Genomic DNA, 22,439 nt, shown 5'->3' with positions numbered 1-22,439 from the left:
CTCCGCTGTAATTGTTTGGGAAATTGAACTGTTAAATAGCTGCTCTATCAAAAAAACCGACGCCTCGGTACACGTGTAAAAAAATACTTAATTGCAAGAAATACAAACAATGCATAAAGAAAAGCAACAAAAGTATTCAACCAAGGAGCCATAAGATACAGAAGCCACACAATCCACAACATATCTTTTGATGATTCTGAAATGCCTATTTTTTTTACCAGAAAAAAGGAAATAAATCCTAAAAATAATGTGTATAAGATGTAGAAGGGTATTAAGTAAGGCGCAATGAAGAACCAACTGACGTACCCAATATTTATATTCCAATCACCAACATTAAACAGCCAATCAAAGTTCTCATAATTCGTGAAAGCTGCGCTAATTTGTATGGTTTTTTTTACAATGAATAATTTTTCTAATACAAGACCATGAAGTCCCTCCAGCCAAAATGGCGTGAATGCTCCCTTCGCAAAGTCTTGTTGTAACACGGGGCTTAGGCGTATAACCTCAGAAACAACTGATGTAACTTGTAATCGTCCCACCATGTGGGTGATACCATCACCGATCAATGAAAAATAATCTACCCCGCCAAACATGGTTTGAAATGAATCGGAAAGAGATGAAATAGAAAAACCAGTTGCTGAAAGTGAACGGAAAAAAAATTTGAGATTTGTTATTAGTGGATAAAAAATAAGCGTACATAAGCCGGTAACTATGGTGCGCAATACAGTTATTTTGTTTTTCCTATACGCACGGCACCACTCAAAAAATAATATAAAGATAAAAACTGATGCCCAGCCACGAGAAATATTTGAAATCATCCAAATAAACAAATTTGGATAAAAATATCTATTATCTCTATAGAAGCCGTAGTAAATAATAAATAAGGCATCAGCTGGTATTAACATCCAAACAAGAGAAAATAGTGAATTCGTCTTTGTGTTGTTATCTCCAGCAATATTGACGCCGGTCGTCAAATTAAAAATCATGAAACCAATTTGAAGAAAAATCAGAAACCTACCAATTCTTTCACCGACATCCTGCTTGTTATCCTTGAATTTAATACTTGCAATCTTTATCTTAGATATACGGTAAAAAAGAGGACCTAAAATTAGCAAGTACGAGGCAACGACAAGTGTCGCCGCAAAAATCACGGCACTATGGCTATATAGAGGATTGCCACTTAAGTCACCAATCAACTCACCACTTTCAAGCATGATACAAGTGGCAATAATATTTGCAAAAACATAAATAAGAAGCCAAGGTAAACGTGGGTTCATTGCTTAACACTCGACGAAATATTCCTGGACAACATATTTCCCATCTTAGCAACATGAGAAATAATTTTGTTTTTTCTTACACAATTATCAGAATTTAAAAAATCTAAAACTTCAGACACGTTCTTCTCAAAGTAAATATTGATCGATCCAATTACTTTTCCAGGATTTCCGCCAATGATAGACTTTTCTGAAAAAAATCCCTTCACAACTGACCCCGCCGCAATGATGGAATTATCACCTACGTTAGTATTGGGAAGAATTGTAGAGCCGACGCCAATAAATACATTGTTCCCAATATCACAACTACCAAAGCTCGATTTCTTTCCATAAACATTTGACATCATCGCCCCCTGTTTAAATAAGGAACTTGTATTGCACCATCATGAGTGATGAAACGAACACCATCTGTCACAAGAACATTCAATCCAATCTTAATCAGATAACGTTCAGATCCAAAGTCTTGCGTTCCAACAAACTTAGTATTTTCCTCAACTTTCATGCCGTTTAATTTGGCGGAAACAACCCTACAACGTCGTTCTGAGAAAATTGTAAGTTTATAAAAAAATCGTACGATTGAAAGAGCTACGTACAACAATGTTTTGTTAAAATTCATTAACTATTCCAATAATTTTGGCTGGAACTCCACCTAATTTAACATTCGATGGACAGCTTTTGATTACCACAGCATTTGCCCCTACAGTAACATTGTCGCCAATTATAATTCCACCTAGGATTTTGGACCCTGTTGACAATGTTACATTGTTGCCTATTTGCGGCTGTTCGCCATAACTTGATTTAGTTGTGTCTTTATTTCCAAGCGTAACTCCGTTAAAAATTTTACAATTCTTCCCTATTACTACGTCTGAACCAATTACGATGTCGTGTCCATGTACAATTACGAAACCTTCACTCACCTTTGCCTTACAGGAAATGTCGCTCGCATAAATGACGCGGATAAAATATTCGACAAAAAAACCAAGTATTTTTCCAATAATTGGCAATCTACACAAATCCTGCCCAAGCCTAAACAAAAACAATAAATGTAAAGTATGATTAAACATAAACCATTTCATGTTTATCAATATTGAATTCGTTTTCGTGGCGGCTTTTAAATCAGCCAAAAATAGATTTAGACTCATACATCAACCTCTATTTGATCGGATGACTCCGGGAATTCTAAGCATATTAAAAACACCCCTATACTTCCATAAATCAAATATCGAAGTAAGGCGAAATGTTTTTATTACTACGGAAGAAAATAAATAACAATTTGACCATCTCCTATTTTTTATGGCTGCCAGCAACAAAAGAAGTGACGCCGTGCATATATCTCTCCTGTGCTCTGGATATTTTTCAGAAAAATAAAGAAATGTTTTTTTTAATAAAACTTTAGTTGTATTACCTAAAGATGCCACTCCAATTCCCGCGCGATATACGCCCAGTGGTCTGTCACCAACAAAGTTCGCACGACCAGACCCTATTTGCTCGACATTTGCAAAATAATCAACGACTGGAAAGTTGGGCAGATCAAATTGCCTGATTGTTGATCGATACATTTTTGAGCTGTTCATACCGATCGTAATAAATCGCAATACATCAGGTCGATCAAAACCATTCCGTGGAAACTTCGATACATTAATTAAATCTTCTACTATCACGCCAGTTTCATCATTAGCTACGAACATTCTATGCCACACAATATTGAATTCTCTGTTACGATCTAAATAATCTGCCTGCAATTTAAGCTTGCCGGGCAACGCATAGTCATCCCCATCCATGTGCGCGGTATATTCACCATTTGCCTGCTCATGAATAAAAACAAAATTCTTATACGCTCCAATATTTTTCTCATGAAAAATTGGCTTTACTATCCCCGGATATCTTTCCACAAACGCCTGCACAATTGCACGCGTACCATCCGTTGAGCAGTCATCACTTACAATTACTTCGAAATCAAAATCCGTTTCCTGATCGACGATGCTTTGCAGGCACTGGCGGATATATTTCTCTTGGTTGTAGGTAACCACACACACTGAAACCTTGGGCTTTTTCTCATTCATTTCCGTCACTTATCCTTATCCAGCAAAGCGCGCACGCCATCTGCCGCTGATTGTTTCTCTTACCAATGAACAGCCTGCGGCAGCAATTGCCAACAACGCCAGACCCACCACCGCAATCTCTATGGCAACCTGTACGCGTTCTTGCGGCCATTTCAACAGGCCATGCGCAAGCGTCGCACCTGTCACGGTCAACAACGCTATAGCGCCCACATCCCGCAGCAGCCACTGAGTGTGCAAGCCCTTTACAAATCGACCATGTACTTTTGGTACCCAGACCAAAAAATACACCACATTGGCACCCAGCCAGGCGTAGCCCGCGCCAATGACCCCGTATTGCAAGGTGGCCCAGATCAACGCTGGGATCAACAGCACCACAAACAACGCATTGCCGATCATGTGCAACTTTAAATCGCCTTTGGCAAACTGCAGGTAGTAGGGGAACGCACCCAAGGCCAGAATACCGTTGCCCAGTGCGTAAAGTGTTAACACCGGTGCCGCCTTGCGGGCAATGTCGGCATTGCCGGTCCAGGCCCACAGCACCTGTTCCGCAAAAAACGCCAGCACCAGTGCAGCGGGAATAGCGATCACGCTCACCAGTTGGGTGGCATTGCGGTATAGACGGATCAGTCCGGCGTCATCATCCTCCGCAGACAACTTGGTCAGTCGCGGAAGCAAGGCGCCACTAATAGGTCCACTGATGACCATTACGCCGCTGGCCACCAGGACGGCCAGGGTGAAGTAAGCGTAATCCGCCAGTGGCAGCAGTTTGGACAACACCAGCTTGTCGGTTTGCGTCACCAGTATCCACACCGAACTCGTAAAGGCAATACTGAGTGAGAACTTGAGTACGCCACGCAATGGCTCCCATTGCCAAGGCATGCGCTGGCCTGATGCTACTCTGGGAAGCATACGATAGGTCTGTGTCACAAGCCCCAGTACCTCGATTACCGCCACCACCAGCTGGTAACTGAAGAACTGCGTCGGGCTGGTGCCCACATATATGAATAACGGAATCACCAGCACAAAGCGGGCGGTCGCTACCGCGATGTTGAAGCCGCTGAGCCATACCAGGCGCTCGAAGCCGTTGATGGCACCACGGTACAGGCCACACACCCATCGCAGCGAGATAATCACCGCCATCAGCATGATGGCGTGCTGTACTTCGATCAACGGCAGATGCTGCACCTTGAGCCAGCTGCCGGCAATCGCACCAGACCCTGCCATCATGGCCGCACCGCCCAACACGGCAATGCCGATAAAAATTCCTTCCAGCGCCCGCAGCAGGCGGCGCAGACTCAAGGCATCGGTGGCTCCGCCATTAAACCGGGCGGTTTCCCGCGCCATGGTCGGCGTGAGACCCATGTCCAGCAACTGGAACCACGCCTGCAGCATGGCAAAGAAGCCGACCAGGCCATAGGCCTCCGCACCCATGTAACGCACATACATGGGCACCATGACGATGCCAATCAACGTGACGTAAATCTGGCTGACGTAGTTGGCGAGGATGTTTTTTTTGAGTGACATGCTTGACGCTATTGACCAACACTGGAGAGAAATGTTTTTTCGAGCTCCAGGAGATCGCGCTTGCGTTCCTTGATTAATTTCGCGGGGGAAACGGCATAAATGCCAAAAGTCCTGCAATTCTTGTTGATCAGGCTAAGGGCACCGATAGCCACGCCGTCTTCCAAGGTCACGCCAGGAAGAATGACACTCCCGCTTCCGACGATGACGTGCCTGCCAACGGATACGTCAGCGTGGGTGACACCGGTATATTCGGCTGGGACCATGGGATTTGTCATGGCGGTGCCGGAGTAGTCGTCGTTGCTGGAATAGATGGAAACCCGTGAGGACATATTGCAAAAATCGGAGAGTGTAATCTTTCCTGCACCAATCAGCAAACAATACACGGCAACATGAATATGGTTGCCAATCGTGATGCCACCCGCTCCGGCGGAAAGTACGCAGAAATCGTCAATCCGTACGTTGTTGCCAAGCGAGATGTTGGCGCAGTTATGGAACGATGCACGATCAGAAATAAAAACGTTTTCGCCTACGGAGGCAAAACCCATGCTTTTTATCGCTAAGCGATCGAGCATCGCCATAATCAGTTTTCCCGGATCAATTCAATGATTCGTTCCTGTTCATCTTGCTGGAGCGCAGGGTAAATCGGCAAACACAGCACCTTAGACGCCGCATCCGTTGCCACCGGCAGATTATCCCGGTGCGCCGACGGCAGTCCTCGATACATGGGGAAATCCGTGATCAATGGATAGAAGTAGCGACGCGCAAAGATGCCTTGATCCTTGAGCTTTTGATACAGGTCATCCCGACTGATCGGGTATGCCGCGTCCACGAGAATAGGGAAATAGGAATAGTTGGCAATTGTTTCACCTGCGTCCTGCAGGCAGCGGATGCCCTTGACGTGCTTGAGCAGTTCGCGGTACGTGGCGTCGATTTCCTTGCGTCGGGCAAGCGCATGGTCAATGTGCTGCAATTGCAGCATGCCGAAGGCCGCATTGATTTCGCTCATCTTGCCGTTGATGCCGGGGGCGACCACCGTCAATTCATCGACAAAGCCAAAGTTCTTCAAATGGTCGATGCGCAGCTTGGTTTTGGCATCGGGGCAAATGATGGCGCCGCCTTCGAAAGTATTGAACACTTTGGTGGCGTGGAAGCTGAGAACCGACAAATCCCCATAGTTCAGCACGCTACCACTCTGATTTTGCACACCAAAGGCGTGGGCGGCGTCGTAGATCACCTTGAGGTTGTAGTTGTCGGCAATCTTCTGAATGGCTTCCACATCGCAGGGATGGCCGTAACAATGCACCGGCATGATGGCGGTGGTCTGCGGCGTGATGGCCGCTTCGATTTTGGCGGGATCAAGATTGAGCGTATTGGGGTCGATGTCCACAAACACGGGTTTGATGCCGTTCCACAGCAATGAATGGGCAGTGGCCACGAATGAATACGGCGTAGTGATGACTTCGCCGGTGATGCGCAGCGCTTGCAGCGCGGTAATCAGCCCAAGGGTGCCGTTGGAAAACAGGGCGAGATGCTCCACACCCAGGTATTCGCACAACGCCTTTTCCAATTGCTGGTGGAAGGGACCGCCATTGGTCAGGATTTTGCTGTCCCAGACTTTTTGCAAATACGGGATGAACTCTTCCAGCGGGGGCAGGTAGGGTTGCGTGACGTAGATGGGTTTGCTAACCGGGGTTTGGATAGCGTAAAGGGGTTTGCTGTTGCTCATGTTTTCCTTGCTGCATCAATGTATCCACATCCCAGCCCATTGCGACATGGCGCCATTTGCGGATGAGGTGTGTAGTGGCGTTGAAGAAGCGTGCAATTGCTTTTCGATGTTTGATAGTGACTGCGCAGCCAATTGCCAGCGGAAGTGCGTCTGCCCGGAGTCGCTATCATTTTCCTCAAAATCACTCTTTATTATTTTGTCCTACGTACCACGGCATCGCAGCCTCAAGCCCTTGACGGATACGATACGCAGGTACATAACCGAGTCGCTGTGCGGACTTGCTGATATCCGCTTGAGAGTGTCTTACATCGCCATCCCGGAAATCGCGATAAATAATATCTTTCTCGTACTGGAGGCCATTCGCATTTAATGTCGATTTAAGGTTCCCAACAAGCTCATTGAGCGTCGTGATGTCGCTCACGGCAACGTTATAGACTTCATTCTTGTTGTCGGCTGATGTCGTCGCTGCAAGCAGATTGGCCTGTACGGTATTCTCGATAAAACAAAAATCGCGGCTGGTCTCGCCATCGCCGTTGATGAAGATATCTTCATTATTAATCATGGCTGCGATCCACTTCGGAATCACTGCGGCGTAAGCGCCGTTCGGGTCTTGCCGCTTGCCGAAGACGTTGAAGTAACGCAGGCCGATGGTTTTAAATCCGTAGCAGCGCGCAAATACCTCGGCATACATTTCATTGACGTACTTGGTGACGGCGTAAGGCGATAGCGGCTTGCCTATCGTGTCTTCGACCTTGGGCAAGCCAGGGTGGTCGCCATAAGTGGAGCTGGATGCCGCATAAACGAACGACGTTACCGCTGCGTCTCTTGACGCGACCAGCATGTTCAGAAAGCCGTTGATATTGACGTCGTTGGTGGTGATCGGGTCTTTGAGCGAACGTGGGACGGATCCCAGTGCTGCCTGATGCAGCACATAATCAATGCCTTGGACTGCCTGTTCGCATGCTGTGATATCGCGGATGTCGCCCTGGATGAAGCTGAAACGTGCCCATCTCTTGGAGCCGACCAATTCTTGTACTTCATCCAGGTTGTGTTGGTGACCTGTCGCAAAATTGTCCAGACCGACGACGGTCTGGTCAAGCTTCAGCAGGGTTTCCAGCAAATTGGACCCGATAAAACCGGCGCACCCGGTAATCAGCCATTTTTTTGGTTGTTCGCGTAATTCGTGCTGGATTTGTTCGAAACGGTTCATGCGTTGTATTTCTATTCTCGTTGGTTTGGGAACGGCATTATTACAGGCGGATATCCGCGTCGCCTTTTGGCAGCACATATTTCAGGTCGAACAGGACGTGTTCTTTTTTGCCGAACTTGCGCATGCCGGCGGCACCTATTTCCTTGAATTCGCGGTGCGCCACAGCAAGGATAATGGCGTCGTATTTACCCGGTTCCGGCGTGCGGACGGGGGTGATACCGTATTCATGCTGGGCACCTTCTGCACTGACCCAGGGATCATATACGTCAACGTTGACGTTGTAATCCTTTAATTCGTTGATGATGTCGATCACCTTGGTGTTGCGCAGGTCAGGGCAGTTTTCTTTAAAGGCCAGGCCCATGATGAGGACATTGGCCTCTTCAACATGGATGCAGCGCTTGAGCATTTGTTTCACCAGTTGGCCGACCACATAGTTGCCCATGTTGTCATTGATGCGCCGGCCGGCCAGGATCACCTGCGGATGATAGCCGAGCGATTCTGCCTTGTGGGTCAGGTAGTAGGGATCCACCCCGATGCAATGGCCGCCTACCAGGCCTGGGCGAAATGGTAAAAAATTCCATTTGGTGCCTGCCGCCTTCAGTACGTCTTCGGTATCGATCTCCATTTTTTTGAAGATGATGGCGAGTTCGTTCATCAGTGCGATGTTCAGATCCCGCTGCGTATTCTCGATTACCTTGGCTGCCTCTGCGACTTTGATTGACGATGCCTTGTGAGTACCGGCGCTGATGATGCTGCCATACAGCGCATCAACAAAATCGGCAGTCTCTGGCGTGGAGCCGGAGGTGACCTTGGTGATGGTGGTTAATCGGTGTTCCTTGTCACCCGGGTTGATGCGCTCCGGGCTGTAGCCGACGAAAAAATCTTCATTGAATTTGAGGCCCGAAACGCGCTCTATCACCGGTACGCAATAATCTTCTGTGGCGCCTGGGTAGACAGTCGATTCGTACACTGCGATATCGCCCTTCTTGATCACTTTACCCAGCGTTTCGGATGCTTTTTGCAGCGGTGTCAAGTCCGGTTGCTTGTGTTCGTCGATCGGGGTCGGTACCGTCACAATATAGACCGTTGCCTGGCGCAGGTCTTCGAGATTCGTGGAGTAGGTGAGGTGGGTTGCTGCCTTCAGTTCCTCTGCGTCAACTTCCAGTGTGGTCTCGATATGGTCTTTTAATTCGCTTACGCGGCGCTGGTTGATGTCAAAACCTAGCGTAGGATATTTCTTGCCAAACTCTACGGCTAGTGGCAAGCCAACATAGCCGAGACCGATAATTGCAATGCGGGTATCTTTTGAGAGCGTCATAGTCATATTGGCTGGTACAGTTATATTCGTGGTCAGATAATTGTTGCTTGAATTGTTGCGTGTGCAGCGGAGCCAGGGAGGTCTCTACTCTTGCCTGGCTGGCGGCCAGACATAATTTTGTTGCCTTAATATAAAAAAATTCCTTTGACAGCGGACCAGCGAGTCACTACTCATGGCGACTCCGCCACCGGCCCAACTGAGCTATCCGTCCCTATGTGAACAAACGCCAGCGGGTTCAGGCGCCAGCGACCGGATGTCAATCGCATATACACGGCCAGATATAACCAGACTTCAAAAAGCACGATCACAACTGCTGCAGCATAGGAATGCCCGGCCCACACTGTAATCAGTGTCAGCGTTGCTACCGCTGTCGCAATCATCGGCGTCACCATCGCATTGCGCAGCCATGGCATGGCGTCGTTGCTTCGGAATACTCGGCACACTGCTTTGTCATAAATCAGCGAATGAAGATGAAGGTTGTCGGCTTTGCCGGGATCGTTATTGCCAACCACTTTTCTGCGATAAATGCTGTACATGACCTCAATGACCGGATAAGCGCAGATGGTCAGCACTTGCCAGGAATTCACCGACGGATTTCGCACGATGAGCAAGACGGCTACTTCTGCCAGCCAGAAGCCCAGAAAATACGCTCCGCCATCGCCCAAAAATAATTTGCCGGTCGGATAATTCACCAGCAGAAAACCGAGCGTTGCGCCTATCCCGCACAGCGCCAACTGCATGACAAAGACGTCGCCCACCTGCCACGACAGGAACCCGAGGCCCGCCAGCATGATGACAACGGTGCTACTGGCAAGGCCGTTGAAGCCGTCGATGATGTTGATGGAATTTGCCACGCCGCCGACTGCAAATACGGTAAAGACGATCGCAACCGGGGTAAATTTCAGCAATATGTCGAACCCGACTGTGTCGATATCGACCAGGGTCGCACCCAGCAACCAGCATGCGATCAGAGCGCTTGCGAACGTGGCCAGCAGGCGTATTCTGACGGAGACTTTTTTGGTCAGATCCTCCACAATTCCTGCAAGGAATGCGGGGATACTTGCCAGCAGCAACTTACCGATCTGGATCGCGTAAAGCTGCTTGGCCATGGCCGGATACGCAAAGTGAAGAAAAACGAGGGCCAATAGCATGCCGCCAAACAAGGCAAACCCACCTATTCGCGGGACAGGGCAGGTATGAATTTTCTGGACGCCGGAGAGGTCGTGGTCCAGGGAAAGCCTGCCGTGCCAGTGTTGCGTGTACACAATCAACATGCTGAGCGCAAAGCTGGCGATGGCGACAGTCAACACGATTCCAAACAGCTCAAATTTTGTCATGGTAAGGTTCTCAGGAATGCGGCCTTGCCTGCTTTCGATACCATGAAAATATCCCTGGTCTTACCTGTCCCTTGGGCGACAACATGCGCGTACGGCGATGTCACGCGTTTTAAAAATCCGGGAGGAAAGCAGGGGAGTTTTTCAGAATGTGCGGGCAATATTTTTGGATTCGACAATTTTTAGTACTTTTCTTAAAGTGGTTTGAAGCGCTGCAAAGCAAGTTATTACCAACGCTTCAACCGGAAATTCCTGCTGCGCCTTCCAAAAAACAATGTCTCCCTGGGAAAACATGAGTGGCGATTTCTGCTCTCAACCGACCTTGGTAGCGATAGTCTGATATATGTATTGCAACATTTCTTATTGTAAATTAACATTTATTAACAATCGTTGGCATTTTCACATAGGTGGAAAGAAACTGTGTTGTTTATTGGCAAAATCCGGGTGGAAATTTTGCTTGAAATTCATCATATTTACATTGCCAAAAATCAAGGTTTATGCCACATATGCCCGGCATTTCCTCTTAATTGGTGCTTAAATGTTGCCATCAGGAAATTTCAGCAGGACAAGTATCTTTGTTGCTCGAATGGATGATTGTTGGTTAGTTAAATACAGTTAAGGTTGGTTAAATAGAATTATATTTTTGCTTCTTGGCAATTGTAATTGCTCTGGGTCAACTGACTTGACCGTGCGTCTCAGTTTTTAAAAAATCACCTGTTTTCCGACGCAATTCGTCGGTGCTGCACTCGCTGCGTTTGCATGACGGCACGGCTCGATCATTGCCCCATGCAGGAACAAGGCAGAACTATGGTGGTGTGATGGGTAACGGAAAAATCAAGAATGTCCTTCGCGTACCGCTGACACCATTCTCTGAAGCCGGTAGTCAAGCGGCTGGCCAGCGGCCGGAAAACCACGCCGATCGGATCTTGGGTTATGGCCGTCCTGCGCTTGCAGCTGGCATCGTGCATAGCCATTTCAACGTGCAGGGCGAGGCGCCGCAGCGGCAGTTGCTGGCCTGGCGCGACCGGGTCGGCCATATCATAGATGTGTTGCCCTCGTTGGCGCAGCTGGAAAATCCGTTCTACGCGTCGATTGACCGCTATGCGGTCGGCGAGCTGGTTTTCACCGACTGTCGCTCTGATGCGCTGTTGCTTGAGCGCTCGGTGGCGCGCATCTCTACCGATAGCATCCGCGATTACGTTTTTCATGTGTTTCTGGAGGGAGGGGTCGAGTCCGTGGGAAGAGGTTCCCCGCAGCGCCACAGCGCGTCATCGGTGGCAAGCATGCTTGCGCTGGACATGAATCAGCCGGTGCGCATGCAGCGCAATGCCTGCCGGGTGTTGACTTTCTTCGCACCGCGGGCGTTGGTGGATGCGGCCTTTCCCGATGCGGAAACCCTGCATGGCCGTGTCATTGAAGCCACAACGCCGCTGACCCGGCTGCTCGTCGAGCATGTTGTGTCGCTGAATCGAAACATGGCGGGTATCAGCGCAAGCGCAGCGGACAGCGCGTTGCGCACCGGCGTCCAGCTCCTGCTCGCCGCTTTTGGCAAACAGGCGCACCTGAGCGGCAATGCGCGCGCGGCGGCCCGCGCCGCCATGTTCGGCCGGGCGCGGCGCTATATTCAGGCCAACCTCCATCAATCGGGGCTGTCTCCCGAAAGCCTGCTGAATGCGCTGCAACTACCCCGTCCTACCTTGTATCGTTTGTTTGAGCATGAGGGCGGTCTTGGCGCTTATATTCGCAATCGCAGGCTGCGCGAGGCGGCGGATGAGCTGGTCCGGTCTCCGCATCTGGCTGTGATGGATATTGCTTACGGGCTGGGCTTCAAGAGCGCTTCGGATTTTACGCGCGCCTTTCGCCGTGCCTACTACATGGCGCCGCAGGATTTGCGCGCGCTGGCGCTTAAGTTGCGGCGTGGCAGGGGCAAATAGACGGAACCGCATGGCAGCAAAGAGCACCTGTCAGTGATCTTCAACCGTATCGGGAAACCGGATCAGGGCATACAGGCTGGTGCACAGCGCTGCCAGCAGATACCAGGCGGGTGCCATCGGGTTTCCGGTCGCGCCTATCAGCCAGGTCACGATGAATGGTGAAAAGCCGCCGAAAATCGTGACGCCGAAGCTGTAAGTCATCGACATTCCGGTCGCACGATGGTGGCGCGGAAAAGCTTCGAGCATCATCACCGAGCTTGCGCCTCCATTGGTTAGCGCCACGGCGGCATATCCCACGATCATCAAGAGTGAGGCCAGTTCGCCCGCTCCATGCGTCAAGGCAAGGAAAATGGGATAAACCAGCACGATGCTGCCTGTCAGCATCAGGTACTGGATCGGCTTGCGGCGGCGTTGCCGGTCGGCGACGCGGGCCAGCGCGGGATTGCCAAGGAAGATCGCCGTGCCGGCCAGACAGGCCGAGAGCAGGCTGATGACAGGCGACAGATGCAGCGTCGTGACCAGATAGGTCGGCATGTAAAACACCATGATGTAGATACTGGCCGTGGGTGCGGCCATCGACAATATGCCGAACCACAGCGTGCGGGGATGTTGCGCGAACACATTCTGCAGGGTGGGCCGGGGCCTTGCTTCCATCGGGGTTTCCACCACGTGGCGACGGATATACCACCCAACCAACCCGATCGGAAGCCCCAGTACGAAGGAGATACGCCATCCCCAGTTTTGCATCGCTGCGGGCGTCAGCAGCGCCGTGCTGCAGGCCCCGACCAGGGCTCCCGCAAGCGCGGCCGCTCCCTGGCTGGCGGCGCGCCAGCTGACCAGATAGCAGCGCCGATTTTTGTTGGCCAATTCCATCAACATGGCAGACGCGGCACCGATTTCACCGCCCGCCGCGAGTCCCTGCGTGAGTCTGGCAAATACAATCAGCAGCGTTGCCGTCACGCCGATCGATGCGTAAGACGGTGTGCAGGCGAGGATCCCGGTGCCCAGCGTCATCAGTGCGATGGAGAAAGTAAGCCCCGCCTTGCGTCCCTTGCGGTCGGCCAGGTTGCCGATGATCATGGCCCCCAGCGGGCGCATCACGAAACCGGCGCCAAATGTGGCGAGTGCCATCAACAGCGATGCGAGCGGGCTGCTTGATGGAAAAAAGAGCTTGCCGATGATAACGGCGGAAAAGCTGTACACCGTAAAGTCGTACATGATCAAGCCGTTGCCAATGGCGGCTGCGACGATGATGCGCCTGCTCTCCATGGTCGTGCGCGCGGCTTCCATGGCCGGCAACGGGATGGAGGGAGAAACGGTGGTCATTTTTGTTTTTTTTCCGGCCTGGATTGTGTTGAAAAACGCGTAATGCTCACTTTAACAGGCTGTTGAAATGTAAACCTGTTCATCGAGGCCAGGAAGGCAGACGGCTCAACCAGGTTGCGCAGGCCAGACGTTCCAGATCCTCGCCGACGTCGATTATGCCGAGGTGAGGGAGCTCAGCAGGACCGCGTTAATGTTCGAATTGGCCCCCGAATTGTTGATATTGACGACTTGGGACTGATTAATCATTTTTTCGGCATAGAAGCTGTTGTTGACCTGGTAGAAGTTGATGACCGGAACGAAGCTGGGGGTTGCCGGAGCGTAAGGACTGATCCATCCATACACCCACGGGGCACCGTCGGCGCCCCTGATGGACGCCATCGCCTTGCGGTCCAGGGCGCAGCTTGCAGGGAGGTCATTGATCGTGATTGCACTCATGTTGTATCTCCAAAATTGCCATGCACGGGAAAGCAGAGAGCCGCACAGGATGGGACTATCCCCGGGCGGCTCTCGCGGCCCGTCAGATCTGGGCCACCCCTGCACGCATATTGCCAAGAACATTGCTGAGGCTGGTCAAGTTGACGTCGGTATTGGTCACGGTAGGCGCAAATACGCCGATTTGCGTGTTGGGGCTGGCAAACCCGCCGCCTTGGGCAGCGGCCTGGTTGAAGCTGCCGATATTCGAGACGTTATAACCGCCGCGTACGGCAGCCATTTCACGGCCGTCGAGTTGTTGGTCGAGGGACAGGTCTTTGATCATCAGAGTCGATTTCATTTCAGTTCTCCTAAAAGTTTGGTTCCGGTTGGATGAGCATTTCGTTGCGCTCGATGAACATAGAGCATAGGCCGTGCCAGCCCAGGTCATGTGCTGTGCAAATAAACGCAAGTGATTGAAAAATATAGGAATATTTCTATTTCAGATCATCGCTTCGCGATGCTTTTCGAAATGGCCGGAGATCAAGTGTCTGGCTGTGACAAACACATTTCATGGCAACTGTCGGATCGAACCCAACACATTGGCCGCTATCGTGGAGAGTGAAGAGGGCAGCTCACCGAAAAAATGGGCTGCGTAAGAGGTAATGCTGTTCAGTTAATGAATAACAAAAGCCGTTCGTGCTGAGCGATATAACCCCGCTTCACGGGGCAATAAGGGATGCAAGAAACAGTGCGGGCAAGATAAGCTGGTGGGATGTCGCGCCGGTGGCGCCAAGTGCTCCGGCCCCTTTTAGCCAGTCGGAGGCTGTGGGAGCGCGGAGCATGACCGGCCCGGACGCATGCACATCGCATGCGTATTTCCGGTCATGGATTGAAGAAGGTCTTGTTCGGCGGATTGACAGCGGGAAGACTTTGTTCGTCCGCACGCTCGGCAAAGTTGCCCAGACCGTCAAATGTGCTCATGTCGCGGCGCGGGCTTTCCAGCATCTCGTACAGGTCGCCCGGGGAGGACACCATTTGCCCGACATCGCGTGTCCATGGCGCAATAGAAAACCCGGAGGTTGCCTGTGAGTCGGTGGCCAGCATGCTGCCCAATGGAATGGAGAGAAAAACGCCCTTGTCGTGATAGGGCGAGGTTGGGGTGCCCGGGTTGGTCGTGTCCCGGCCGTTGGTGCGGGTATACCAGAACCCTATTTCTACGCCGGAGAGAAAGCGCCGCTTGAGTTCGGTCCGCACACCGACATCCTTGGCCAGAAAGCGTCCGACCCTGGCGGTCGCGGTGATGCCGTAGGGCAGGCGATAATGCAGTGCGCCGAGCGCAGTGACGGTATTGTAATCGCGCTGACCGAACCAGCCGTTGAAGTCGCGTTGCTGGAGATAATCGACCGACAAATCGGCGGCCCAGCGACTATCGTTGGGGAGATACAGGACTTGACCGCCGGCACCGCGGTACATTTCTTCATAAATACCGGCTGATAGACGCGCGTACCAGCGCTCGTCCGGTGTCAGGTATTTGTTGAGCAGCAGGCGCTGCAATTTGAGGCGGTCGCCGCGCTTGTACTCGGCGATGTCGGTCCGTACGTGCGGCAGCAGACTGTTGGAGGCTTGCGTGACGCCGCCGACGGTATCGAGGATGCTCAAGCCCAATGCGCTGTTCAGATACAGACCCTCGCCCAGGCGCTGGTCGTAGAGGGCAAACGCCGACAGGTTGTAACGCAATGCACCGCTTGGATCGTTGAAGAAAAAACTTAACGCAGGCACGACCTTGAAACGATTGTCTTCGCGATCTTCCGAGTTGAGCTGGACAATATGCCCTTCGTAACCCACCAGTACGGCCAGGCCGGCATTATCCTTGACGCCGGCCAGCATGCCTTCCTGCTCCTCGTGAATGGTGTCGCCCTGGTTGGCATAGCGGATCAGTACGGAGTCAAGAAACGCTTGCCGGGTGATCCTCCCATCCAGGTATTTATTCAGCTTGTCGAGGTCGAAAAACTCATAGGTGGCGATGGGCTGTTCGTTTTTGGTGTAGGTGATGCGAATGCTGCGGATCCCGGCCGGGGCCAATGCCAGGGCGGTACGAGCGGCGCGCCCGACTGCACGGCCCAGGTTGCTGATGCGGTTATTCGTCAACGTCAGATTGAGCGCATCTCCCTTGAGTTCGAGGCGGACGTTCTTGTAGTCCTGTTCGACCAGCGCCTGCACCAGGGCGGTGCCGTGGCCGCTGTTGTGTTGCCATTCATCGATCGAAGGGCGCGTCCAGGTGGTTTTTTCCTGGTAATAAGCCGGCTCGTAAATTTTTGGAATGAACTCCCGGTCGGCCAGCGGGATGCTGACGTAGGCGTTGATGCTGGCATTTTTCTGATGCTCGGCAACCTGCACCCCCAGCCAGCCCCAGTGGTATTCGACACCGGCGGCCGGCCCTTTTTTGCGTTGCCCGGCGAATGTCTGCGCAGCGCGGAAATCGTTGGCGTAATTGGTGGCATCGTATTCGGCTACCAGGGACCAGTTGGGCAAACCGTCGGGCGTCCAGCGTGCGCCGGCAAACAGGCCGTCCGGTCTTTTACGACCATAGCCTATGCTGGCTTCCAGATTCTTGCTGCTGCCAAATGTCTTGGTCGCGACGATGTAGCGCCCGTTGAAGAGTTCGGTGCCAAACAGATCATATTGTCCCACCGCCACCGAAGGCAGCCAGGCGGTTTCGTCCCATAATTTGAGCTTGATATCCAGTATCTTGTCTTTATAGCGGCCGTACCCGCTGCCGTAGGCATTGCTGGCATTGGTAAATCCTGGAATGCCCTCGATCGACATATAGCGGCCGGTCAATTGCAAAAACGGCAGGACAGTCGCCGTCGCCCACAAATCCCCATACGGCTTGTCGAAGCTATATCCCATGCTGAAGGTGCCGTCGGCTTCTACCGAAGCGCTTGGCATATTGATATAACCGGACTGTCCGTGATTATTCGGTGTGGCTGCTATGGCCTGGGCACCCCCGAATACAAGAAAGCCGTAGCAGGTGTATTTGATTGATTTACGGAGTACGTTTAACAAGTCCAGCAACCCAAAAAATAGCCCCCAGACTTAACTCAATCCGGAAAATCCGGAATTAAGAAAGATAGGCGGGGGCTTGTATAGCAAAAAAATCGGAAAGATACATTATCTTTCCGCCATGAACCTGGGTGTTGCAGTGATTGCGATTTAACAATCTGTTACATTCTAGCATTCCTTTTTTTCCAGACGATGGGGTTGTTTCTGGAAAACAACGCGCTGCAGGCGCTTGGGCCAAAGAAACATGCAAGGCAACAACATGGTCCACGAAAAGCATGAAAAAAGACGAAAAGGCAAGATCGCGTCAGCCCGGACCAGCCTGATCGCATTTTCTGCAATTCGCCGTGTCTTTCCTTCACGGAGGGGCCGAATTAGACTGGCAGTTTAAGTTTCGGAGAGATTATGGGCATGGCCCGATTGGAAGCGTTCAGCGATGGGGTGCTGGCGATCATCATTACGATTATGGTGCTGGAGCTCAAGGTGCCGCATGCGAGTACGTGGGAGGCGCTGGCGGCGCTGCTTCCGGTGTTTTTGAGTTATGTGCTGAGTTTCGTCTATGTCGGGATCTATTGGAATAATCACCACCATTTGCTGCACGCGGCGAAACGCGCGTCGGGGGCCGTGCTCTGGGCAAATTTGCACCTGCTGTTCTGGTTGTCGTTGATCCCGTTTGCGACCGGATGGATGGGCGAAAACCATTTTTCGGCGGTGCCGACGGCGTTGTACGGGACTGTGCTGTTAATGGCGGCAGTGGCATACAAGATGTTGCAGTCGGCGCTGGTACGTGCCCAGGGCAGCGAATCGTCGATAGCGCATGCACTCGGGTCTGATGTAAAGGGGAAGATATCCCCGGTCTTGTATATCGCCGGAATATTCCTTTCGTTTCGCTACAGCTGGTTGGCTCAGGCGGTCTACGTTGCCGTCGCGTTGATGTGGCTGATCCCGGATCGCCGATTGGAGAAGGTGGTTGAATAAGCGTACGCGCTGATTCCAGCGATATCGGGGCGCTGTAAATCGGCTTCAGCGCTCGCTCCGCCTTGCCGCTATCCCGCGTGGCGCGTACCATGAGGCCCAGAAAAAATATTTCCCGGGAAATCGTGATGAGCAATGGTTTAACAAAAGATGAATACGACGCGCTTGGGCAGATCGCCCGGGCGCCTGCACGCGGCACCGAAACCGCATGTGTAGCGCGCAATGCCAAGCGTCTTTCAGGTCTTAAATATATTGCGTATGGAAAAAACGGGCGGCTTGCGCTAACGGAAAAAGGCAAGCAAACGTTGTTTGTCAAGGACTGCATTGAAGGACTGCGGGCTGTTTCGAATGATCCGCTGGCCCCGCTGGCAGCCGACGTTGCGCTATTCCTCGGCAGAAAGGGACACATCGCGCCGCGCGCATCAGGAGGCGGTTTCGACATCACGCCACGAGGGCGCGAAAGCCTGGCCGACATTGATTCCACGGCGAGCTAGTGCTTTGTGGGATTGTAGGATCTGGCGAAATCAATGGAGTCCATATGTCGTGTGAAGCATGCAATGCTATTCAGCAAAGAAACCGTAAAGCTCAGGGGCACGCAAAACTGACGCAAATCGGTGAGCCGGTGAAGGTCCGCAATATGGGGCAACCGGCGGTAATCATGACCCACTATGTCTGCACGGATTGCGGCACAAAATGGCAGCACGAGGACGACCGCCGTGATGCATTCGCAGGATGGAGTGTCGAGGCTGAATAGCGCAGCTTGACCAGGTCCGCTGTGTGCGTTGCCTTGATTGCTGCAGCCTAACTTAATAATATCTTCCGTAAATCCTACATCGGCTATGGTATTTGTCCTATATTGATGTGTCCTCTGTTTGTTATATTCTGATTGAGAGTCCCAATCTCAAAGGCTACAATAAGTCGGAGGCTGACATGAGTACAGACAAACAGGCGCTTGATCAGGCGGACAGCACATTGCCATCGGGACAATCTTCTGCTACCGGCAACCCTAAAGACAATTCTGCGCCGCAGCATGTCCTGCATGAAGTCGCGGTGCAGGCGGATGGAACCGAAGATCCGGGTGCCGGCATCGAGCAAATGGTGGAGTCCAAGGCGGAAAGCGGTAGCAGTTTAATACATGCTGATGCGCCTGACGCCGCTGCGCCGCCATCGCCTGCGATACTTGAGAAGAATGGCAAATAACGATAAATAAGAATAAGACATTGGCACCCGATCAACACAACTTGATATGGAGTGAGTCATGGTCCGACATCCTTTGTTTCGTGATGAAGAAAATGCAAATCAACCTTCGCGACTAGCGCAGACCGGCATACCGCCGCATGCTGCCAGCGACGCAGAGAAGCATCAAAAAGCAAGCGCCGACGATGCGTTGTGGAATCGCATGAATCTGGCAATGCGCTTCTCTTGCCCGCCCTCAAAACCACCGATCAAGCGCTAATCCTGATTGACACGGTCGTCGGCGCCGGCTTGCCAAGGGGAACAAGCGTGCATATAGATAGTAATGCCGCCCGACGATTTCGCCTTTTGCTTCTTGTTATCGGCGTTTTCACGCTGGCACATCATGCCGTTCCCGCTCTGGCAGCGCCTGTGAATTCGTTCTCGGGCGAAAACGTTTCCGGCTCCGGCATCCTCAAGAAACAAGTCCGGGATCTGGATCACTTTTCCGCGATCAGTCTTAATCTTCCGGCAAATGTGGAACTTCGCCAAGGTAACGCCGAAAGGGTCACCATCGAAACCGACGATAACCTGCTGCCATTGATTGAAACCGTGGTCGAGGATGGGACGCTCAACATTCGTCTGGTCCAGAAAAGTGTTTCCGTGCGGTTCAATGCACTCAGAATCATCATCGAGGCCAGGAAAGTCGATAGCCTCGCTTCCGGCAGCGCCGGTTCTATTTACGCAGGAAAGCTCCAGGCAGCAAAGTTGCACGTTGACATTGGCGGTTCGTCCACACTGCGCATCAAGTCGCTGGACAGCGAATCGCTCACAGCCACGCTTGGCGGCAGCGGAACTTTCGAAGCCGCCGGCAGGGCCGATACGGTGTCCCTCGCCATCGGCGGTTCCGGCAATGTTGAAGCGGCATGGCTCAGCGCAAAGGATGTGAACATCGACGTAGCGGGCGCTGGCGAGGCAGTGGTATGGGCCAGGGAGATGCTCAGCCTGAACATCGCCGGGGCCGGAGGCGTCAAATACTACGGCGACCCGAAGGTCAGCAAATCGGTGACCGGCGCGGGTAGTGTGACGCGACTCGGGAGCGCGCCACGTGCAATAAGCTATTGATTTTTATATCGTTTCGGTATGAAACTAAAAAATCATAAAAGATACCGAAAGACCTCCCATGCTAGAACGGTCGGCCGACGCAATGCGTCAGTAATGAACACTCTCGATCCGATGGCGTTTGTCCGCTTCAAGCAGTGGATGAGCACTCTGCCGGAGCGAGACCCGCTCAAACGTCGACGAGACACCCTGCAAGCTAAGGCAGTCGAAGAGGTTTTGCGAGAATACCTGCCACATTGGGCCAAGAACTGAACTGCCTGCGGGATGGTCTCAATTCACCATCCCGTTCAGTCTCCCAGATCAATGATCGCCGCCAGCCGCGCGTCGCCCGGCGCTTCGTAGTCGGCGACCACCCATGCGCGTGCAGGGTGGCTCGCGGCGTTTTTCAACAGTTCCATCACAAAACCAGCCGACGCCTTGTCGAGCGCGGCAAACGGCTCGTCCAGCAGCGTGACCGCGGCACCCGAGGCGAAGGCTGCGGCCAGCCAGACTTTGCGTTTCGATCCCGTGGACAGCATGTAAAGAAACTTGTCGAGGTGCGGCGCCAGTGACAAGCCTTCGATCAGGTCGGCCAGGACCTGATCGTCAAACCTGGGATGGAGGCGGTGCAGGGACTTGAAGTAGTCGAGCGGCGTCATCTGATCAAAGGCATCCGAGCGCGGGTCGGTCCAGAACACCTGCTGCCGGTAGGCGACCGGCTGGTCGTCCAGGCGGACGTCGCCGACCTGCAAGTGTCCGGCCTGGGCTGGCAGCTCTCCCGCCAGCAAACGCAGCAGTGTGGTCTTGCCACTGCCATCGCCGCCACGCACCAGCGTGACTCCGGGCGGGATGCGCGCCGACCAGTCGGTGAACAGCGCGCGCTGCGGATAGTGGAAGCCCAGACCTTTGACCTGCAGGACCGATGGTGTGGCGATGGAAGGATGTTCGATGGGGCGGCCCGCTTTCATGTTGAGAATGCGCCGCCATTGTAGAAATACCGGCTGCGGTTTGTCAAACAACGCGCGAGCCTTTGCAGGCGGGCCGGGCACACCGCGAGGAAAAAGTGCGCCCAGGCTGCAATCGTACCGGCGGTTACTTCGCAATACGCTTCAATACTTCGGAAAGCCCCTCGTCCTCCATGATCGGGGTAATCCCTATCGTCATCAGGTCGTTCCACATCAGGGCAAATTCGGCCAGGGCCAGCGGGTCATCGCTTTCCACTAAACCGAAACCGCCGCTGAAATCGACGCGTGTCCAGCGCCCCAGCAACTTGACGCCTGCCGGTGGCAGTCCGCCAGTCTGCTGAAATCTTGCAATGGTTTCAGCCCGTGTTTCAGGGGCGGGGGTCCAGTTGAACGTCAACATGTATTTCATGACAAATCTCCTTGTTCCGTGGTTAAGGGGGGAGCACAGGACCGTCTTGAAGGCGTTCATGGCAAGCGGTATCGCCGCGATAGGGATTGTCACACCGGCCTTCAACGGGTGTGTCAAGGTTTATGACGACGTTGACTATCGCAAGTTCCAGCTTGGCGTCCTACTTCACCAATCCTTGCAAATGTAAAAATCCGGCATGCTCCGCAAAGTCGCGCAAATGCCAAATCATGCCATTGATGCCCCAGTTGCCATCGGCGACATCATTGACGATGCAAGAGCTTGCGATGCGCCGGTTTTCACCATGCAGTGCCGTAGCTATCGCCTGGTGTACGTCTTCGACATAGCGGGTGCGGGCGCCGTCATCCAGCACACCGGACGGTAAATTGATCTGTACCAGCACAGGAACCAGCGCCGAACTCAGATCCGCCCCGCCGCAGGTCCAGAATCCCGCGGCAACTTCCTCAACAATGACCCAGCACAGCATGCGTTTTTTTGGATCGTCCGGAATCTGTTCGGCATGAGCAGCTGCGGCATTGATGCCTTCAACCAGACAAGCACGGGCTGCGGCATCGAAGATGCCGGCGGGGATTTTGACGATGATATTTGGCATGACTGATTTCCTTTTCAGAGAGT

General features: G+C 52.3%; 25 protein-coding genes. 7 read left to right on the top strand and 18 right to left on the bottom strand.

The window, feature by feature from the left end; translation table 11 throughout:
* Positions 1–47: 47 nt before the first annotated feature.
* The 11 genes from wzy to AC3CHX_RS18350 all read right to left on the bottom strand — a co-directional run bounded on the left by wzy (position 48) and on the right by AC3CHX_RS18350 (position 10,452).
* The gene (gene wzy, locus AC3CHX_RS18400; protein WP_488629471.1) at positions 48–1,277 is read right to left on the bottom strand and encodes an oligosaccharide repeat unit polymerase; all 1,230 of its coding nucleotides are present in this window, start codon (positions 1,275–1,277) and stop codon (positions 48–50) included.
* Positions 1,274–1,621, bottom strand: coding sequence for an acyltransferase (locus tag AC3CHX_RS18395; protein WP_488629470.1), 348 nt, complete (start codon positions 1,619–1,621; stop codon positions 1,274–1,276). The genes wzy and AC3CHX_RS18395 overlap by 4 nt, the downstream gene beginning before the upstream one ends.
* Positions 1,618–1,890 (bottom strand): hypothetical protein, encoded by a 273-nt coding sequence (locus AC3CHX_RS18390; protein WP_488629469.1) that lies wholly within the window; start codon positions 1,888–1,890, stop codon positions 1,618–1,620. The genes AC3CHX_RS18395 and AC3CHX_RS18390 overlap by 4 nt, the downstream gene beginning before the upstream one ends.
* Positions 1,880–2,416, bottom strand: a complete 537-nt coding sequence (locus AC3CHX_RS18385; protein ID WP_488629468.1) for a serine O-acetyltransferase — start codon at positions 2,414–2,416, stop codon at positions 1,880–1,882. The genes AC3CHX_RS18390 and AC3CHX_RS18385 overlap by 11 nt, the downstream gene beginning before the upstream one ends.
* A gap of 3 nt (positions 2,417–2,419) precedes the next feature.
* On the bottom strand, positions 2,420–3,337 hold the full coding sequence (locus AC3CHX_RS18380; RefSeq protein ID WP_488629467.1) for a glycosyltransferase family 2 protein: 918 nt from the start codon (positions 3,335–3,337) through the stop codon (positions 2,420–2,422).
* A 15-nt stretch (positions 3,338–3,352) separates the two neighbouring features.
* Complete coding sequence (locus AC3CHX_RS18375; RefSeq protein WP_488629466.1) at positions 3,353–4,861, bottom strand: oligosaccharide flippase family protein; 1,509 nt, start codon at positions 4,859–4,861, stop codon at positions 3,353–3,355.
* An 8-nt stretch (positions 4,862–4,869) separates the two neighbouring features.
* Positions 4,870–5,439, bottom strand: coding sequence for an acyltransferase (locus AC3CHX_RS18370; protein WP_488629465.1), 570 nt, complete (start codon positions 5,437–5,439; stop codon positions 4,870–4,872).
* Positions 5,440–5,441: 2 nt separating this feature from the next.
* Complete coding sequence (vioA, locus tag AC3CHX_RS18365) at positions 5,442–6,587, bottom strand: dTDP-4-amino-4,6-dideoxy-D-glucose aminotransferase VioA (protein ID WP_488629464.1); 1,146 nt, start codon at positions 6,585–6,587, stop codon at positions 5,442–5,444.
* A 181-nt stretch (positions 6,588–6,768) separates the two neighbouring features.
* Positions 6,769–7,797, bottom strand: a complete 1,029-nt coding sequence (locus AC3CHX_RS18360) for an NAD-dependent epimerase/dehydratase family protein (RefSeq protein WP_488629463.1) — start codon at positions 7,795–7,797, stop codon at positions 6,769–6,771.
* Between the two features lie 40 nt (positions 7,798–7,837).
* Entirely contained in the window at positions 7,838–9,115 is a 1,278-nt protein-coding gene (tviB, locus tag AC3CHX_RS18355; protein ID WP_488629462.1) for a Vi polysaccharide biosynthesis UDP-N-acetylglucosamine C-6 dehydrogenase TviB, read from the bottom strand.
* A 170-nt stretch (positions 9,116–9,285) separates the two neighbouring features.
* Positions 9,286–10,452 (bottom strand): MraY family glycosyltransferase, encoded by a 1,167-nt coding sequence (locus AC3CHX_RS18350; protein ID WP_488629461.1) that lies wholly within the window; start codon positions 10,450–10,452, stop codon positions 9,286–9,288.
* 815 nt (positions 10,453–11,267) lie between these two features.
* Here AC3CHX_RS18350 and AC3CHX_RS18345 point away from each other — a divergent pair.
* On the top strand, positions 11,268–12,383 hold the full coding sequence (locus AC3CHX_RS18345; protein WP_488629460.1) for a helix-turn-helix domain-containing protein: 1,116 nt from the start codon (positions 11,268–11,270) through the stop codon (positions 12,381–12,383).
* 30 nt (positions 12,384–12,413) lie between these two features.
* On the opposite strand, the gene AC3CHX_RS18340 is transcribed toward AC3CHX_RS18345, so the two are convergent.
* The 4 genes from AC3CHX_RS18340 to AC3CHX_RS18325 form a co-directional block, all read right to left on the bottom strand.
* Positions 12,414–13,709, bottom strand: a complete 1,296-nt coding sequence (locus AC3CHX_RS18340) for an MFS transporter (RefSeq protein WP_488629459.1) — start codon at positions 13,707–13,709, stop codon at positions 12,414–12,416.
* A gap of 153 nt (positions 13,710–13,862) precedes the next feature.
* The gene (locus AC3CHX_RS18335; RefSeq protein ID WP_488629458.1) at positions 13,863–14,144 is read right to left on the bottom strand and encodes a hypothetical protein; all 282 of its coding nucleotides are present in this window, start codon (positions 14,142–14,144) and stop codon (positions 13,863–13,865) included.
* Between the two features lie 82 nt (positions 14,145–14,226).
* Positions 14,227–14,481 (bottom strand): hypothetical protein, encoded by a 255-nt coding sequence (locus AC3CHX_RS18330; RefSeq protein WP_488629457.1) that lies wholly within the window; start codon positions 14,479–14,481, stop codon positions 14,227–14,229.
* A gap of 524 nt (positions 14,482–15,005) precedes the next feature.
* Positions 15,006–17,189, bottom strand: coding sequence for a YjbH domain-containing protein (locus tag AC3CHX_RS18325; RefSeq protein WP_488629456.1), 2,184 nt, complete (start codon positions 17,187–17,189; stop codon positions 15,006–15,008).
* Between the two features lie 399 nt (positions 17,190–17,588).
* On the opposite strand from AC3CHX_RS18325, the gene AC3CHX_RS18320 reads away from it, so the two are divergent.
* The 6 genes from AC3CHX_RS18320 to AC3CHX_RS18295 all read left to right on the top strand — a co-directional run bounded on the left by AC3CHX_RS18320 (position 17,589) and on the right by AC3CHX_RS18295 (position 20,705).
* Positions 17,589–18,161, top strand: a complete 573-nt coding sequence (locus AC3CHX_RS18320; protein ID WP_488629455.1) for a TMEM175 family protein — start codon at positions 17,589–17,591, stop codon at positions 18,159–18,161.
* Between the two features lie 125 nt (positions 18,162–18,286).
* A complete protein-coding gene (locus AC3CHX_RS18315; protein ID WP_488629454.1) occupies positions 18,287–18,652 on the top strand; it encodes a hypothetical protein in 366 nt (121 codons plus the stop codon).
* 436 nt (positions 18,653–19,088) lie between these two features.
* A complete protein-coding gene (locus tag AC3CHX_RS18310; protein ID WP_488629453.1) occupies positions 19,089–19,358 on the top strand; it encodes a hypothetical protein in 270 nt (89 codons plus the stop codon).
* 58 nt (positions 19,359–19,416) lie between these two features.
* Positions 19,417–19,614: a hypothetical protein gene (locus tag AC3CHX_RS18305; RefSeq protein WP_488629452.1), complete on the top strand. Its 198-nt coding sequence runs from the start codon at positions 19,417–19,419 to the stop codon at positions 19,612–19,614.
* A 47-nt stretch (positions 19,615–19,661) separates the two neighbouring features.
* Complete coding sequence (locus tag AC3CHX_RS18300; protein ID WP_488629451.1) at positions 19,662–20,456, top strand: head GIN domain-containing protein; 795 nt, start codon at positions 19,662–19,664, stop codon at positions 20,454–20,456.
* Positions 20,457–20,474: 18 nt separating this feature from the next.
* Positions 20,475–20,705 (top strand): GSU2403 family nucleotidyltransferase fold protein, encoded by a 231-nt coding sequence (locus AC3CHX_RS18295; protein WP_488629450.1) that lies wholly within the window; start codon positions 20,475–20,477, stop codon positions 20,703–20,705.
* 35 nt (positions 20,706–20,740) lie between these two features.
* Here the strand turns inward: AC3CHX_RS18295 and AC3CHX_RS18290 are convergent, their stop codons facing one another.
* The 3 genes from AC3CHX_RS18290 to AC3CHX_RS18280 form a co-directional block, all read right to left on the bottom strand.
* Positions 20,741–21,400, bottom strand: coding sequence for an ABC transporter ATP-binding protein (locus AC3CHX_RS18290; protein WP_488644859.1), 660 nt, complete (start codon positions 21,398–21,400; stop codon positions 20,741–20,743).
* 124 nt (positions 21,401–21,524) lie between these two features.
* The gene (locus tag AC3CHX_RS18285; protein WP_488629449.1) at positions 21,525–21,806 is read right to left on the bottom strand and encodes a DUF3303 domain-containing protein; all 282 of its coding nucleotides are present in this window, start codon (positions 21,804–21,806) and stop codon (positions 21,525–21,527) included.
* A gap of 160 nt (positions 21,807–21,966) precedes the next feature.
* Complete coding sequence (locus tag AC3CHX_RS18280; protein ID WP_488629448.1) at positions 21,967–22,416, bottom strand: tautomerase family protein; 450 nt, start codon at positions 22,414–22,416, stop codon at positions 21,967–21,969.
* Between the last annotated feature and the right edge of the window lie 23 nt (positions 22,417–22,439).

Source organism: Glaciimonas sp. OK215 (assembly GCF_057787885.1).
This window is presented reverse-complemented; position numbering and strand designations above follow the sequence as displayed.